This is a genomic window from Paenibacillus sp. JJ1722 (assembly GCF_048282685.1).
In the GTDB taxonomy this organism is placed as follows: domain Bacteria; phylum Bacillota; class Bacilli; order Paenibacillales; family Paenibacillaceae; genus Paenibacillus; species Paenibacillus polymyxa_B.
The window spans coordinates 4,653,261-4,670,726 of sequence record NZ_CP182500.1 but is presented as its reverse complement, the minus strand read 5'-3'; the positions used below and the strand labels follow the sequence as shown (position 1 = coordinate 4,670,726).

Sequence of the window (17,466 nt, the reverse complement as noted above, 5' to 3'; positions counted from 1 at the left end):
TGATACCGAGTATGAGTGAGAATACCTATACATTCCCCACCACGTTTATGTGGGGAACTTCGACCTCTTCTTATCAAATTGAAGGTGGCGCGGATGAGGAAGGGAGAACGCCTTCTATTTGGGATACTTTCTGTCGAGCACCCGGGAAGGTGATAGGAGGGGACTGCGGAGATGTGGCTTGTGACCATTTTCACCGCTTTAAGGAAGACGTGCAATTAATGAAGCAACTTGGCTTTTTACATTACCGTTTTTCCGTGGCCTGGCCGCGCATTATTCCCGCACCCGGTGTGGTTAACGAACAGGGGCTACTCTTCTATGAGCGTCTGCTGGATGAGATTGAGTCGGCCGGGCTAATTCCAATGCTGACGCTGTATCATTGGGATCTACCGCAGTGGATTGAGGACGAGGGCGGTTGGACGCAGCGAGAGATTACCCAACATTTTAAAACGTATGCCTCTGTAATCATGGATCGATTTGGACAGCGTATAAGCTGGTGGAATACGATAAATGAGCCCTACTGCGCCTCTATTTTGGGCTATGGTACAGGCGAGCATGCCCCCGGCCACGAGAACTGGAGGGAAGCCTTTACTGCCGCTCATCATATTCTGATGTGTCACGGGATAGCCATGAACTTACACAAGGAAAAGGGCCTGACGGGCAACATCGGTATTACGCTAAACATGGAGCATGTCGATGCAGCCTCTGAACACCCCGAAGATGTAGCCGCTGCTGTCCGGCGGGATGGTTTTATTAATCGTTGGTTTGCCGAGCCATTGTTTAACGGGAAATACCCTGAGGATATGGTGGAATGGTACGGGGGGCACTTGAACGGATTGGATTTTGTACAGCCTGGTGATATGGAGCTGATTCAGCAGCCAGGGGATTTTTTGGGCATCAACTACTACGCCCGCAGTATCATTCAAGCGACTACAGACGCTTCGTTGCTTCAGGTCGAGCAGATTTCCATAGAGGAACCGGTAACGGATATGGGATGGGAGATTCACCCTGAATCCTTTTATAAGCTGCTAACGCGGATTGAGAAGGATTTTACCAAGGGATTACCTATCCTGATTACGGAAAACGGAGCAGCGATGAAGGACGAACTGGTGAATGGAAAGATTGAGGACATTGAGCGTCAGCATTACATTGAGGAACATTTAAAGGCATGCCATCGCTTTATTGGGGAGGGAGGTCAGCTTAAGGGCTATTTTGTCTGGTCATTCCTCGATAACTTTGAATGGGCCTGGGGATACAGCAAACGTTTCGGTATTATACACATCAATTACGACACACAGGAACGGACTCCCAAACAAAGTGCGCTGTGGTTCAAACAAGTGATGGCGAATAACGGGTTTTAAATAGAAAAGGGGGATACGATGCAGCAGTATTATTTTGACAATCAAGGACGTTTTGTGATTGAGAATTATGCGCAGGCCAAGCCCTTTTCCAGTTTTCTACCCGGTATTGCTGGGGTTCAGGGGATTCCTCTGTGGGCGTATTATGTTAATCGTGGGCAAGGAATCGCAAGCTTTGGTGTAGAGGATAAGAATGGAGCAATCATGGAGTTTTTTCCGGCCAACCGCAGCTATAGTCTTGTGCCGATACATGGCTTTCGAACGTTTTTAAAGGTGAAGATGCAGGGGAAGTGGAGCTATGTGGAGCCATTTTCGGCTGTGCATCCTGTGGAGCGTGAACAGCAAAAAATGCTGATATCCCGCCACATGCTCGAAATACACAGCTCTAATCCAGACACAGGGCTTGAGGTACGTGTGCAATATTTCACGCTTCCTCATGAAAGTTACGCTGCTTTGGTGCGCAAGGTGGAGATTGTCAATCATTCCGCTCAAGAGCTTGAACTGGAGGTGCTGGACGGCATGCCTGCCGTGCTGCCCTTCGGTATTGATAATGCGGCATACAAGGAGCTTGGACATACACTGAAAAGCTGGATGGATGTGTATAATCTCAACAATAGCATTCCTTACTATAAGGTACGTGGAAGTACAGCGGATACAAGTGAGATTCATCAAATTGAAGCGGGACATTTTATGTACAGCTTTGTGGAGGAGGAGGGCAAGACCAGGCTATTGAGTCCAATTGTCGATCCGTCCGTAATCTTTGGTGAAAATACGGCACTGACCTTCCCGGATCGCTTTATCCATTCACGCGTCGAAGACTTGGTTTCACAGCAGCCTGTGACGACGAATAAAGTGCCTTGTGGGTTTAGCGGCTACACAGCACGACTAGCGGCAGGTACTGCCGTCAATCACTGTACGATCATCGGGCATGTGAATGATATTCACTCTATCAATGAACGGATTACGGAAATTGCAACCATGTCTTATATTGAGCGGAAGGCGGAGGAAGCCAAAGCGTTGATCGAAGAGTTGACGGATGAAATGGCAACGCGGACATCCATTCCGTTATTTGACGAATACTGCCGTCAGAACTATCTGGATAACCTGTTACGCGGTGGTTATCCATTGCTGCTGGACAACGGCACCGAGCAACCATTTGTATATCATGTATTTTCGCGCAAGCATGGGGATCTGGAACGGGACTATAATTTCTTTAAGCTCCAGGCGGGATATTATTCTCAAGGAAATGGTAATTTTCGAGATGCGAACCAGAACCGGAGAAATGATGTGTGGTTTAACCCCAGCATAGGAGATTTCAATATCCGTTTGTTTATGAGCCTGATTCAGCCAGACGGCTATAATCCGCTTGTTGTAAAGGGGTGTAGCTTTCAAATACGAGAGCTGGAACCGTTGCTAGGACAGGTGGAGGTGGCAGATCATTCGTCTTTGCGTGCTTTTTTCCAATCGTCGTTCACCCCGGGTGAGCTGATTCAACATATCATTCATGACAACATCGCGCTAAAGCAAACGGTTGAGACGTTTGTAACCGAAGCTCTCAAGCATTCCGAACAATGCTATGAGGCTGATTTTGGTGAAGGTTTTTGGATCGACCATTGGACTTATAACATGGATCTCATCGAAAGTTATCTAAGTATTTATCCGGACAAACAAGAGGAACTCTTGCTCGCGACCCGAGAGTACATGTATTACGACAGTCCGGCATGGGTACAGCCACGTCGAAACAAATACGTGCAGATGAAGGACGGACGTATCCGTCAGTACGGGGCGGTCGTAGAGAGCAAGGAGAAAGAAGCTCAGCTGCACGCCCGGGATCGCGATGTTCATTGGGTTCGAACCGAACATGGAAGCGGAGAGATTTATAAGTCCAATTTATATGAAAAGCTGCTGTCATTGGCAGCCATCAAGCTGTCCACGCTGGACCCGGAGGGCTTGGGAATTGAGATGGAGGCGGGCAAGCCGGGATGGAATGATTCCATGAACGGACTTCCGGGGCTGTTTGCTTCTGGATTCAGTGAACTGTGTGAATTACAGCGACTCGTAAGATTTTTAATACATGCACAGGTGAAGCTTTTGGGCGATTCTGTGCTACGGTTGCCGCGAGAAGTTGCTAAGTTAATCCAACAGCTGAGGCTCACAATGGAGGAATACTACCACGCTTCTGATGAGGCTGATTACAGGAATGAAAGCAAGGATTACAGCTTCTGGTCACGAATTTCCGATGCTAGAGAAGCGTATCGAGAAACAGTTCGTTTTGGATTTGAAGGGGTAGAAACACCACTAGCGTTTGATGATGTGCTGGTGTTTTTGCGCCAGGCTGAACGTAAGCTCCAACAGGGGATGGATAAGGCTCTGCTTATCGGTGAGGGGATATACCCAACCTTCTTTTATTATGAAGCCAGAGAATTCGAGGTACAGGAGGATGACTGCGAAGACAAGCTCGTAAACATACATTCCTTCGAACGTAAGGATACACCATATTTTCTGGAGGGACCGACCCGGGCTATGAAAGTGGTTGGTGACATTGTAAATGGGCAGAAGCTGTATCGGCAAATCAGGCAGAGTGGACTTTACGACAGGAAGCTGGGCATGTATAAGGTGAATGAAAGTCTGGCGGGGCAGCCATTCGAACTCGGTCGTTCCAGAGCTTTTACACCGGGTTGGCTGGAAAATGAATCTATATTTATGCATATGGAATACAAATATTTACTTGAATGCTTAAGGGCGGGTCTATACACTGAATTTTTTTCAGACATTAAAAAAGCGTTACCGCCTTTTATGGACCCAGAGGTCTACGGAAGAAGCACGCTGGAGAACAGCTCCTTTATTGCTAGTATTGCTAATCCTGATGCAAGTTTGCATGGAACGGGATATATTGCGAGGCTGAGCGGATCTACGGCAGAATTTATTCATATGTGGATATGGATGATGACCGGCGGGCAACCGTTTGGCTATGATCATAGGGGCCTATCCTTGAGACTGGAGCCCAAGCTGCCAGGCTGGCTGTTCACAGCTACAGGTGAGCTATCTTTCTGTTTTCTCGGAAGCTGCCAGGTGACTTATTTTAATACGGATCGCAAGGATACTTATGCACCGGAATGCATAGTGACCCAGTATGTACTGCATTACGCCAGTGGCGAAAAGAAGACGATAAGCCAGGCTGTATTAGATCAAAAAGAGGCGCAAGATGTGAGAGAGCGGTTGATTTCCCGTATCGAGGTATATTTGGGGAAATAGCTCCATTAATTAAAGCCGTCATGCTGCAATAACAGAGCATGACGGCTTTTTAAGACTTCATAAATCCTTGTGCCAGGCAGGGGGGGGGCTATGCTGAAATATCTTGCAACTCCAATATCACAGGACAGTGGTCACTGCCTGTAATATGACAATCAATGCTCGCATCCATCAATAGCGGACGAAGTCTCTCCGAGACGAGGAAGTAATCAATCCGCCAGCCGATATTCCTTTCTCTCACCTTTAGCATGTAGGACCACCAGGAATAAACATCCGTCCGGTCAGGATAAAAGTATCTGAAGGTATCTATAAATCCGGCGTCTAGCAGCTGTGACATGCGTTCCCGTTCCTCAGGCGTAAATCCGGCATTTCCGTAGTTAGCTTTGGCATTTTTGAGGTCGATCTCCTGATGAGCTACGTTCAAGTCTCCACAAACGATGACAGGCTTCAAAGCATCCAGTTGTTGCAGGTAGCTGCGAAAACGGTCTTCCCATTCCAGTCTGTAGGGCAGTCGGGATAAGTCCCGTTTGGTATTTGGTGTGTACACATTGACGAGATAAAATTTTTCGAATTCCAAAGTAATGGTTCGGCCCTCCGGTTCTTCATTTTCTTCAAGTCCATAATGCACAGAGAGCGGCTTGATTTTGGTGAAAATAGCCGTGCCGGAATATCCTTTTTTCTCAGCATAATTCCAGTATTGTGTGTATTCCTCCATGTTCTCCATGAGGATTTGACCTTCTTGAAGCTTCGTTTCCTGTACGCAAAAAATATCGGCATTTGTTTCTTTTAGATAAGTATAAAACCCTTTGGTCACACAGGCTCTTAAGCCATTTACATTCCAAGATATTAATTTCATTTGATTAATCTCCTTGCTAATTCACGCGGTCAAGCGATGTGATTTGTATATCCTTTGTTGACATAAGTTTATAAATGTCTTCTATCTGGACTTCATAGGTCTTTTCATCAAAATGGTCCTGACCAAACATATAATCGTTTATTTCTATTGCCTTAAGGTTTTGTTTGGTATTCATAGTCGAAGGGAAGTATTCGATATCTAATGAGGCTTTATTTCCGGCCAACACTGTCTTGAGAACTTTCGCGGTTTGTAATACTCGTTCTTTTTCCAATGGCAATCCTGAGTCAGTTAGATCCTCGAATACAATTATACGAATATACTGATCGCCGACCGCTTTGGGATTCAGTTTAAAATCGTCGTATTCTTTGATCATTTTATCCGTAGTCCCTTCTTGCACCCCAGAATGAACAGCGGCTGAATCATCGTAAAGCTTCTGTATAACGGGTTTGAGCTTCATGTCCAGTTGACTCTCCCAAAGGGCGTTAAGATAATTTTCTCTAAATGGGACATCCTCATAAGGACGCTTAGTCATGTTAAAGAGGACGGAAGGATGACGATTAGAGATCACCTCCATGGTATATTCAGTAGAGGGAATACTATGATAGCTAATATTTTGAATTTGAAAGTCCTCTCCATATTTCTGCTCCAGATATTGCTCTGATTCTGCGGCTACGTTGCGTTTATTTTCACCTGTTTGTGTAAAAGGCTCGATAATATCTACGTATTTCATTGTGACTGCAAGAAGTAGAAGTGTAGCTCCCAAAGCGAGACTGAGTAAAGTGCGCCATTTGGATGGCAAGGATACACCTGTCGGTGCTCTCTCCGCATGGTGTGGAATTTGAAAAGATCGTACTGTAAAAACAATGCCTAAAATGTGAAAAAAAATGGCCAACGGTCCCGAGATAATAAGCAGGTATCCGAGTGAAAACATTGTAAAATAGATCAGAATTCCCTGTGTGATGATAAGAGCCGCTCCTCCAATCATATAGGAAGGAATGGCGAGATAAAACATACCCAATCCAGTACCTAATATAGAAAGCAAAGTGGCAAGAAAACGATGAATTTCCCGCGACTTTTGGAGGTTATTCGTAATCAAGGGAGTCAGTCTACCTCCTTTACTTAAAAATGGTGCAACATGATAGATGATAGCAATTTCTGCGTTTTTTTGAAAGAGTAGAGACTTGAAACCAGCGCCTAAAGTAGCGTTGGGCAGACTACTCTTTCTACATTATTTATAATGAAAAAAAGCTCCCTTGCGGAAGCTTTTTTTGGTGTAATATATCAGGAGAGAACTCTCCTATGGTCGACTGCGAAGTATAGGCTAACGATGCCGATGGCCCGACGTTCCCCCGTGGTTTATCTCATGAGAACAAAAAAAGCCTCCATTATGGAAGCTTCTTGTTATGACGTCCCAGGAGGGATTCGAACCCCCGACCGACGGCTTAGAAGGCCGTTGCTCTATCCAGCTGAGCTACTGGGACATAAAATTCAAGCGAATATTAATATATCATATGGATAAAAGAAATTCAAGTCTTATTTTGCATATATCGCTTATTTAAGCTTTATACAGCATAAATTCTGAGTAGACGTAGTTTTTTTTGCCTTATAAAAGGGTATGTTAGAATACAGGTGAATATGTGTAAGACGAGTGGTTGGACTTCGGCTACTGTTTCTCATATAATCTACAAATACTTGAGCTTGCGAAGGAGAGGGGGTGCCTTGAATAAAGGACTCCAAGGTGACGACAAAAGAAAATAATATTGTATTGTTTCCGAAGACACTGGACTATTATCAAATTCAACTTACTGTGATGCTTGAAAACGAACGTTACGGAGAGGCGATGGCGATGCTGCGTTTTTTAATGCAGTGTCAGGGACAGGAGCAGAAGCAGTACGATGAATGGAACGCTCTATTACAATGGCTGGAAGCTGCATTTCCACAGTACGCTGACAGTGGGGCGGTAACGGACGCTGTGGAAGAAGAAGTCAGTGAAGTAGAGTTAGCTCGCCGTCATGCACGCTTTAAGCAGGAGCAGGATGCAGGCTACGGCAACAAGCTATTGCGGATGGCTATGGATGAACCCTTATCCGAACAGACGATTTTAGCATTGGAGCAGTTGTCCTATCTGGAACTCCCAGAAATCGACGATGCCTTGCTTCGCTGGATTACGGAACGGGAAATCCATCCTTTACTTCAATTCCGTGTTCTACAGACCATGCGACGACGCGGAACGGAAGGGACGATAGAAATCAGACGGGGTGATGAACAAGCGGAAATCGACATTGAAACGGTTCCGTTACAGCCAGGTGATTTTCCAGAGTCGATTATGCGTATTTTGGAACGGGTGGCCGATCAGACTGAGGTGCACGAGCCTACACTATTCTATTTTGCACAGGAGCTGTGGTCACAGTTTGTGATGGCAGTATACGGTACGAAAGATTATAGATCAATGTTGGTGGAAGAGGACGGAATGCCGGATATTTGGGCTGCAGCACTCCACCAGACAGTTTCGGAAAGTTTGAACGGAAATAATAATGAGGAAGAAACCCGTGCTATATATGGCATTACAGATGCGTTGCGTTTCCGTTTTGAGCAGGCGTATCGCTCGATGCGACTATTCGTAGCGGCGGGAATGAACACTCCTTAATGACCGGAAACGTTTACCTGTGAAGCATTCAAAGGGCTGCTCTTGAAAAAGACAGTAATGTTAGATATACTATAGTGGTTATTTTGTGTGCGTTGATTGTAATGAAAACTAAGTGAAGATTTTGTTGGAGGGGAAAGCATAAAATGAAAGCAACTTGGGAGAAAATAGAGAAGAACCTTGGGGTTCTTGAAGTTGAGGTTGACGCGGATCGTGTAGCCGCTGCACTCGACAAAGCTTTTAATAAAGTGGCAAAACAAGTAAGTGTACCAGGATTCCGTAAAGGTAAAGTACCACGTCCTATCTTTGAAAAACGCTATGGTATTGAAAGTCTGTACCAGGATGCAATTGACATCCTGTTGCCAGAAGCTTACAGCCAAGCTGTAGAGCAAACGGACATCTTCCCGGTTGACAGCCCTGACGTTGAAATTGATCAATTTGCTAAAGGCGAATCTTTCAAGTTCAAAGCGAAGGTTACTGTTAAACCTGAAGTGACTTTGGGCGATTACAAAGGCGTAGAAGTGCCTGTAAGCAAACTCGAAGTAAGCGACGAAGAATTGGCTCAAGAACTGGAGCGCCTGCAACAACGTCATGCTGAATTGGTTGTCGTTGATGAAGATGCTGCTCAATCCGGTGATACAGCTATTATTGACTTCGACGGTTCCGTGGACGGTGTGCCGTTCGAAGGCGGACAAGCTGAGAAGTATTCTTTGGAACTGGGCTCTAACACATTTATCCCTGGTTTTGAAGAGCAAGTGGTTGGTTTGCACACTGGCGATTCCAAGGACGTTGAAGTAACGTTCCCTGAGAACTACCATTCTGCTGACCTCGCTGGCAAACAAGCGGTATTCAAAGTGAAAGTTCACGAACTGAAACGCAAAGTTCTTCCTGAACTGGACGATGAATTTGCTAAAGATGTAAGCGAATTTGACACACTGGCTGAATTCAAGGAAGACTTGAAAAAGCAATTGTTGGATCGTAAGGAAAACGAAGCTAAAGCAGCCCGTGAGGGTGCTGTAGTGGAGAAAGTTGCTGAGAATGCAACAATCGACATTCCTGAAGCAATGGTGAAGAGCGAAGTGCAAAACATGGTTCGCGATTTCGACAACCGTTTGCGTAGCCAAGGTATGAACCTTGAAATGTTCCTCGGATTCTCTGGTCAAAGCAAGGAAGACCTGGAAGAGCAAATGAAAGCTGATGCTGAGAAGCGCGTACGTAACAATCTCGTGCTGGAGCAAGTGGCTAAAGCAGAAAACATCGAAGTTTCCGAAGCGGAAATTGATGAAGAACTGAAAAACATGGCTGAAGCTTACAAACGTTCAGTTGAGGAAATCCGCAGCATTCTGGAAGGTAACGGCTCGTTCGCTAACCTGAAAGAAGAAATTTCACTGCGCAAAACAATTGCTTTGTTGGTGGAAAACAGCAAAGAAGTAGAAGCGCCAGTTGAAGCTGCTGAATAATTCAGACGATAAATATACGGAGTATGCTGTAACAAGCTGCAACGTAGCAATTAGATAGGGATAAGGCACGTAGTGAAAGTTACGTGCCTTATTTTTACCTTTGGTAACCCAAATTTTAGTCGTTTATGGAAAGTGCTGTGAGTCGTGTTTTCTTGTTTTACATAAGTCACTACCGTATATTTGCACATACATACGAAACATGGTTAAATATGAGAAGGTCTCGGCAGAGTGTACTTTAAACAGCCCGCACTGCATATATGAGCGCATGCAAATATGACACGAGACTCTGAACATGTTAAAATATTTTGTAAGGTGTTCACGTTTCATGCTTGCTGCTTCCGTTTTAATGGGACATAAGGAAGCGGATGAATACAGGTGTTCATTTTAATAAAGAAAAGAGGTTGGTCGTGATGAGTCTCGTCCCTATGGTTGTGGAACAAACGAATCGAGGAGAACGATCTTACGATATTTACTCGCGGTTGCTTAAGGATCGTATTATTTTCCTAAGTGGCCCGATTGATGACGATGTCGCCAATCTCGTCATTGCACAACTATTGTTCCTTTCTGCGGAAGATCCAGAGAAGGATATTAATTTGTACATTAACTCGCCAGGCGGTTCTGTAACTGCGGGCATGGGTATATATGATACAATGCAATTCATTAAGCCGGACGTATCGACGATCTGTGTAGGCATGGCTGCAAGTATGGGTTCGTTGCTGCTAACAGCGGGTGCACCAGGCAAGAGATACGCACTTACCAACAGTGAAGTCATGATCCATCAGCCGCTCGGTGGCATTCAGGGGCAAGCCTCCGATATGCTGATTCATGCGGACTGGATTATCAAAACACGTGCTAAGCTGAATCAAATCTATGTAGAGCGTACGGGTCAGCCCCTCGAAAAAATCGAACGTGATACTGACCGGGATTTCTTCATGGAAGCGGAAGAGGCAAAAGCATACGGTATCATTGACCAGGTGCTGTCTAAACCGATTAATCTGTAAAGGGGTGGCTCTATGTTTAAATTTAATGATGAAAAAGGACAATTGAAATGTTCTTTCTGCGGTAAATCTCAGGATCAGGTTCGCAAGCTTGTTGCTGGACCGGGCGTATATATATGTGACGAATGCATTGAGTTATGCACGGAGATTGTAGAAGAGGAATTGGGTCATGAAGAAGAAGTAGATCTGAAAGACATTCCGAAACCAATGCAAATCCGTGACATTCTGGACCAATATGTCATTGGTCAGGATCAAGCGAAAAAATCGTTGTCTGTAGCGGTATATAATCACTACAAACGTATTAATACTCAAAACAAAATTGATGATGTGGAACTGCAAAAAAGTAACATTTTGATGCTTGGACCTACAGGTTCGGGTAAAACGTTGCTTGCGCAAACCATGGCTAAAATTTTGAACGTTCCTTTTGCTATCGCAGATGCCACTTCCCTTACGGAAGCAGGTTATGTGGGTGAAGACGTTGAAAATATTTTGCTGAAACTGATTCAAGCTGCTGATTATGATGTGGAAAAAGCCGAACGCGGCATTATCTACATTGACGAAATTGATAAAGTAGCCCGCAAATCCGAAAACCCGTCCATTACGCGTGACGTATCGGGTGAAGGTGTACAGCAGGCGTTGCTTAAAATTTTGGAAGGCACGGTTGCTTCTGTACCTCCGCAAGGCGGTCGCAAGCATCCACATCAAGAGTTCATTCAAATTGACACCACGAATATCCTGTTCATTTGCGGTGGTGCCTTTGATGGTCTGGAGCAAATGATTAAACGCCGTATCGGTAAAAAGGTCATCGGCTTTAACGCTACTAGCGAACAAAAAGATCTGAAACCAGGCGAATATACTTCAATGGTATTGCCTGAGGATCTTTTGAAATTCGGTCTGATTCCGGAGTTTGTAGGACGTTTGCCGGTTATTTCTACGCTGGAGCCGCTTGATGAGAACACATTGGTTCGTATTTTGTCTGAGCCGAAAAATGCGTTAGTCAAGCAGTATCAGAAGATGCTTGAACTGGATAATGTTACTTTGGAGTTTAAGCAAGATGCTCTGGAAGCCATTGCCCGTGAAGCCATCAAGCGTAACACGGGTGCCCGTGGTCTTCGTGCGATCATTGAAGGCATTATGCTGGATGTGATGTATGAGGTTCCTTCCCGTGATGATATCACTACTTGCGTCATCAATGAGCAGGTTGTAAAAGATAAAATCGCACCGGAACTCGGTGGTACAGATAAGGATAAAAAACAAGAAGAGAGCGCCTAAGGATTGATACTTCGCGATCTCTAAAACATGAGAAGCCGGATCTCCACTTCACTAAACCTGTATGAGGTTTTAAGGGGTGGAGGTTTGGCGTTAATGGGAGAGAAAAGTACATGTTCTTAAGACAAGACACACGTCCCGTAAAAGTCGGGAATCTGACGATTGGCGGCAGCAATGAAGTCATCATCCAAAGCATGTGTACAACCAAAACAGCAGATGTGGAAGCAACTGTAGCCGAGATTCTTCGTTTGGAAGAAGCCGGATGTCAACTGGTGCGGGTTACCGTCAACAATGAGGAAGCTGCCGCAGCCATTAAGGAAATAAAAAAACGGATTCATATTCCGCTGGTTGCAGATATTCACTTTAATCACAAGCTGGCTCTACTGGCAATTGAAAATGGAATTGATAAGGTTCGCATTAATCCAGGTAACATTGGACGACGTGAAAAAGTGGAAGCTGTCGTTAAGGCATGTAAGGAAAAAGGGATTCCAATTCGGATTGGTGTGAACGCCGGGTCGTTGGAACAGCATTTACTTGATAAGTATGGCTACCCTACGCCAGAAGCGATGGTAGAAAGCGCACTGTATCATATCGGGATACTGGAAGAGCTTGATTTCCATGACATTATCGTGTCATTGAAGGCGTCTGATGTTCCTATGGCGATTGCCGCTTACACGAAGGCAGCTGAAATTATTAAATATCCGCTCCATCTGGGTATTACCGAAGCTGGGACGCTCTTTACGGGTACGGTTAAAAGCGCGGCAGGTATGGGCGCTTTGCTGGCATCAGGCATCGGCTCCACAATGCGTATTTCGCTCAGCGCCGATCCGGTGGAAGAAGTGAAGGTAGCACGTGAGTTGCTCAAGACGTTTGGATTGATCACAAACGCAGCTACACTGATTTCTTGTCCGACTTGCGGACGTCTGGATATTGATCTGTTCTCTATTGCTAACGAGGTAGAAGACTACATTGCAAAACTCAAGGTACCGATTAAAGTATCAGTACTGGGTTGTGCAGTGAATGGCCCGGGTGAAGCGAAGGAAGCTGATATCGGAATTGCCGGAGCGCGCGGTGAAGGCCTTTTGTTCCGTTATGGAAAAATGATTCGCAAAGTACCTGAGGCTGATATGGTCGAGGAATTGAAAAAAGAAATTGATATCATCGTCAAGGCATATGAGGAAACAGGGAAAATCCCTGGACGTGAAGAACGTCATACCGCCGAGAAGGTGTAGGCAAAAGCAGTTATTATAAAGAGGCATAGTCATAATCTATTGTCATCATTTATACGCCGTGGAGAGCAGCTCTGCTACAGAACTGTTCTTCGCGGTGTTTTTGTATTTCTCTCTGATCTTTTGAAAGACCGCCGTTTAGCTATCGCGGAAAAGGAAATACTGTTTTTCATAGAGCGGCATTTTTCAAATTGCTGAGATGAGAAACGGAGGAAATACGATGGACTTGACTATGATTTTGTTATTGGTGCAAATGTTTTTCGGGATTGTTATTGGTCTGTATTTCTGGAACCTCCTGCGGAGCCAGAAAACGAACCGTAGTGCGGTGGATCGAGAATCCCGGAAGGAATTAGATAAGCTACGCAAATTGCGTTCAATTTCACTTACCAAACCATTGGCTGAACGCACACGTCCTGCCACATTACAGGATATCGTGGGTCAGAAGGACGGATTGCGCGCGCTCAAGGCGGCGTTATGTAGTGCGAATCCGCAGCATGTCATTATTTATGGCCCGCCGGGTGTAGGGAAGACGGCTGCTGCACGCGTGGTGTTGGAAGAGGCGAAGAAGAATCTGTCATCCCCGTTCAAGGGAGATGCCAAATTCACGGAGATTGATGCCACGACGGCCCGCTTTGACGAGCGCGGTATTGCGGACCCGCTGATAGGTTCAGTACATGATCCAATCTATCAAGGGGCAGGAGCGATGGGGGTGGCGGGTATCCCGCAGCCTAAGCCTGGAGCTGTAACGAAGGCACATGGGGGTATGCTGTTCATTGATGAGATTGGTGAGCTGCATCCAACGCAGATGAATAAACTGTTGAAAGTGCTGGAGGATCGCAAGGTATTTTTGGAAAGTGCGTATTACAACTCGGAAGATTCGCATACTCCTGCTTATATCCACGATATATTCCAAAACGGTTTGCCAGCGGATTTTCGTTTGGTAGGTGCGACGACCCGTTCGCCGCATGAGTTGCCACCTGCGATTCGCTCCCGGTGCATGGAAATTTATTTCCGTGCCTTGCAGCCACAGGAGATTGCCCGTATTGCTGAGGATGCTGTCCACAAGCTAGGCTTTGGTCCTTGTCCTGAGGCGGTAGAAGTTGTACAGCGTTACGCCACTAACGGCCGGGAGGCGGTCAATATGATCCAGCTTGCTGCTGGTTTGGCACTTACCGAGAAAAGGGAACGTCTCAATGCTTCCGACGTGGAATGGGTAGCGGGCAGCAGTCAAATTCAGCCGCGTCCTGACCGAAAAATACCGGGCTTGCCGCAAATCGGATTTGTTAACGGATTAGCTGTATATGGCCCAAACATGGGAATGCTGCTGGAAATTGAAGTTACCGCGGTTCCGGTTCCTGAGGGGAAGGGAAGCTATAATATTACGGGGGTCGTGGACGAGGAAGAAATCGGAGGTGGGTCCCGCACACTGCGCCGTAAGAGCATGGCTAAAGGTTCTGTGGAAAATGTTCTGACCGTTTTGCGTACGCTCGGATTGGCTCCGTCGAATTACGATCTGCATATCAATTTCCCCGGGGGTACGCCGGTAGATGGCCCGTCCGCAGGAATTGCGATGGCAACAGCTATTGCTTCCGCGATGCGGGGAATTCCGGTGGATCATGAAATTGCTATGACTGGCGAAGTTAGCATCCATGGTCGTGTCAAACCGATTGGTGGTGTGTTAGCCAAGGTTGAAGCCGCTTTTCAGGCGGGAGCCAAAAAAGTGATCATTCCGCAGGATAACTGGCAAGCTCTTTTTGATAGCATTGAGGGTCTAAAAGTCATCCCCGTACAGTCGGTTACAGAAGTGTTCCGACATGTGTTTGGGGAAGAGATGACGTCGGATTTGCCTGTACATGCGCCAATTGAGACTTTTCGCCCATCCCAATCTTCCTTGTTACAGGCTGATGGAACGCATAACGGGACGATATCAGATACAGGATCTTGCTGATAAACCACCCTTTCATTGGTTTTTTCATAAAACATTTGATAAAATATGAAAGATAGCAACGTGAGGATTGTAAAATCCGGAACCTGAGAATCACTGGAGGTGCGAAAGCGATGGGACCCACCAAGACAAAAGGTCGTCGTTTTCCTTTGCTGCCTTTAAGAGGGCTTCTGGTCTACCCGAGCATGGTTCTGCATCTCGATGTGGGCCGGGAAAAATCGGTCAAGGCTTTGGAAAAAGCGATGGTTGAAGACAATTTGATTCTCCTGTGTTCTCAATCAGAAGTAAATATTGAAGAACCCACACAAGAGGACATCTTTCGAGTCGGCACGGTAGCCAAGGTACGTCAGATGCTCAAGCTTCCTAATGGAACCATTCGAGTATTGGTGGAAGGGCTGGAACGCGCCGAGATTATTCAATATACGGACAATGAAGAATATTACGAGGTAATGGCGAAGGAGCTGCACGAGGCAGAAAACGTACAGCCTGAGACGGATGCGCTTATGCGCACTGTATTAACTCAGTTCGAGCATTATATCAACTTGTCCAAAAAGGTAACACCAGAGACTCTCGCTGCGGTATCCGATATTGAGGAGCCAGGACGGCTTGCAGACGTGATCACAAGTCACCTGACGCTCAAAATTAAGGAAAAGCAGGATATACTGGAGACGATCGACGTTACTCAGCGTCTGGAGAAGCTTCTGGATATTTTGAACAATGAGCGTGAAGTACTGGAGCTGGAACGTAAAATCAACCAGCGTGTGAAGAAGCAGATGGAAAAGACGCAGAAGGAGTATTATCTGCGTGAACAAATGAAGGCAATTCAGAAGGAACTTGGTGAGAAGGAAGGTCGCGCAGGAGAAGTTGAAGAACTACGCAACCAGCTAAGTGAACTGGAGTTGCCTGTTCCGGTGAAGGAGAAGGTTGAAAAGGAAATCGACCGTCTGGAAAAAATGCCAGCAAGCTCTGCCGAGGGTGGCGTCATCCGTAATTATGTTGATTGGTTGTTAAGCTTGCCATGGAACAAGTTTACCGATGATGATCTGGATATCGTCAAAGCTGAAGAGGTACTCAATAACGACCACTACGGACTGGATAAACCCAAGGAGCGTGTATTGGAGTATTTGGCTGTACGTAAGCTAGTGAAGACCATTAAGGGACCGATTCTGTGTCTTGTAGGTCCGCCAGGGGTCGGCAAGACCTCGTTGGCCCGTTCGATTGCCAAATCCATGGGTCGGGAATTTGTTCGCATCTCTCTCGGAGGTGTGCGGGATGAAGCGGAAATCCGTGGTCACCGCCGGACTTATGTTGGCGCGATGCCGGGGCGGATCATTCAAGGGATGAAGACCGCAGGAACGTCTAATCCGGTATTTTTGCTGGATGAGATTGATAAAATGGCTTCCGATTTTCGAGGGGATCCATCGGCGGCATTGCTCGAAGTGCTTGATCCTGAACAAAATAATACGTTTAGTGACCATTTTGTCGAGCTGCCGTTTGATCTGTCCAATGTGATGTTTGTAACGACAGCCAATGCTGCGCACAACATCCCGCGTCCGCTAATGGACCGCATGGAGACATTATATATTCCTGGCTACACCGAACTGGAGAAGCTGGAAATCGCCAATCGGTATTTATTGCCCAAGCAGAAGAGAGAGCATGGCTTGGACGAGGAACAACTGGTTATCGGGGAGGATACGCTACTGCGTGTCATTCGCGAATATACCCGTGAATCCGGTGTACGGAATCTTGAGCAGCAAATGGCTTCTCTGTGCCGCAAGGCGGCGAAGTCAGTTGTATCTGGTGGCGAAGGCCCGATTCAAATCACACCGGATAATCTGAAGGATTATCTAGGTATCGCTAAATTCCGTTACGGTGTTGCAGAACTGGAGGATCAGATCGGTACGGTTACAGGCTTGGCATGGACAGAGGTCGGTGGTGAAACATTGATGATTGAAGTGACGGTCGTACCTGGTAGCGGTAAACTGATTCTTACGGGTAAACTGGGAGACGTTATGAAGGAATCTGCACAGGCGGCATTCAGCTACACTCGTTCGAAAGCAGTTGATCTGGGCATTGAACTGGACTTTTACGAGAAAAATGATATCCACATTCATATTCCTGAGGGTGCGATTCCGAAGGATGGCCCATCTGCGGGAATTACTATTGCTACCGCATTAATTTCAGCTTTGACCAACCGTCATGTATCCAAGGATGTGGCTATGACGGGCGAAATTACTCTGCGCGGCCGTGTATTGCCGATTGGTGGTTTGAAAGAGAAGTCGCTGGCTGCCCATCGGGCAGGCTACAAAAAAATTCTGCTTCCCAAAGATAATGAACGGGATTTGAAGGATATTCCCGACAGTATCCGGCAGGATGTTGAATTTGTCCCCGTTGCCCATATGGATCAGGTGCTAAAGCATGCTTTGGTTGAGCAGGCAAGGGTACATTAGAGAGGAAT

11 protein-coding genes and 1 tRNA gene are annotated in these 17,466 nt (G+C 46.1%); 9 read left to right on the top strand and 3 right to left on the bottom strand.

Annotation, left to right across the window (positions count from 1 at the left end; all coding sequences use genetic code 11):
* The first annotated feature begins 11 nt into the window (after positions 1-11).
* Both ACM1ND_RS20700 and ACM1ND_RS20695 read left to right on the top strand, forming a co-directional pair.
* Complete coding sequence (locus tag ACM1ND_RS20700) at positions 12-1,358, top strand: GH1 family beta-glucosidase (protein WP_028541565.1); 1,347 nt, start codon at positions 12-14, stop codon at positions 1,356-1,358.
* Positions 1,359-1,376: 18 nt separating this feature from the next.
* Positions 1,377-4,610, top strand: coding sequence for a cellobiose phosphorylase (locus ACM1ND_RS20695; protein WP_418026522.1), 3,234 nt, complete (start codon positions 1,377-1,379; stop codon positions 4,608-4,610).
* 88 nt (positions 4,611-4,698) lie between these two features.
* Here ACM1ND_RS20695 and ACM1ND_RS20690 read toward each other — a convergent pair whose 3' ends face one another.
* From ACM1ND_RS20690 to ACM1ND_RS20680, 3 genes are all read right to left on the bottom strand, one after another.
* Positions 4,699-5,463, bottom strand: a complete 765-nt coding sequence (locus tag ACM1ND_RS20690; protein WP_023989976.1) for an exodeoxyribonuclease III — start codon at positions 5,461-5,463, stop codon at positions 4,699-4,701.
* A 16-nt stretch (positions 5,464-5,479) separates the two neighbouring features.
* Positions 5,480-6,559, bottom strand: a complete 1,080-nt coding sequence (locus tag ACM1ND_RS20685) for a hypothetical protein (protein WP_418026521.1) — start codon at positions 6,557-6,559, stop codon at positions 5,480-5,482.
* Positions 6,560-6,870: 311 nt separating this feature from the next.
* Positions 6,871-6,944 (bottom strand) — tRNA-Arg (locus ACM1ND_RS20680).
* A gap of 257 nt (positions 6,945-7,201) precedes the next feature.
* Here ACM1ND_RS20680 and ACM1ND_RS20675 point away from each other — a divergent pair.
* From ACM1ND_RS20675 to lon, 7 genes are all read left to right on the top strand, one after another.
* A complete protein-coding gene (locus ACM1ND_RS20675; protein WP_023989974.1) occupies positions 7,202-8,110 on the top strand; it encodes a hypothetical protein in 909 nt (302 codons plus the stop codon).
* Positions 8,111-8,253: 143 nt separating this feature from the next.
* Entirely contained in the window at positions 8,254-9,567 is a 1,314-nt protein-coding gene (tig, locus tag ACM1ND_RS20670) for a trigger factor (protein ID WP_028541569.1), read from the top strand.
* Between the two features lie 410 nt (positions 9,568-9,977).
* Entirely contained in the window at positions 9,978-10,568 is a 591-nt protein-coding gene (clpP, locus tag ACM1ND_RS20665) for an ATP-dependent Clp endopeptidase proteolytic subunit ClpP (protein ID WP_016324659.1), read from the top strand.
* Between the two features lie 12 nt (positions 10,569-10,580).
* Entirely contained in the window at positions 10,581-11,837 is a 1,257-nt protein-coding gene (clpX, locus tag ACM1ND_RS20660; RefSeq protein ID WP_023989972.1) for an ATP-dependent protease ATP-binding subunit ClpX, read from the top strand.
* 110 nt (positions 11,838-11,947) lie between these two features.
* Positions 11,948-13,066 carry a flavodoxin-dependent (E)-4-hydroxy-3-methylbut-2-enyl-diphosphate synthase gene (gene ispG / locus ACM1ND_RS20655; RefSeq protein ID WP_023989971.1) on the top strand — a complete coding sequence of 373 codons (1,119 nt, stop codon included), beginning with the start codon at positions 11,948-11,950 and terminating at the stop codon, positions 13,064-13,066.
* A 217-nt stretch (positions 13,067-13,283) separates the two neighbouring features.
* Entirely contained in the window at positions 13,284-15,011 is a 1,728-nt protein-coding gene (gene lonB, locus ACM1ND_RS20650) for an ATP-dependent protease LonB (RefSeq protein ID WP_023989970.1), read from the top strand.
* Positions 15,012-15,121: 110 nt separating this feature from the next.
* A complete protein-coding gene (gene lon / locus ACM1ND_RS20645) occupies positions 15,122-17,458 on the top strand; it encodes an endopeptidase La (protein WP_023989969.1) in 2,337 nt (778 codons plus the stop codon).
* Positions 17,459-17,466 lie beyond the last annotated feature (8 nt).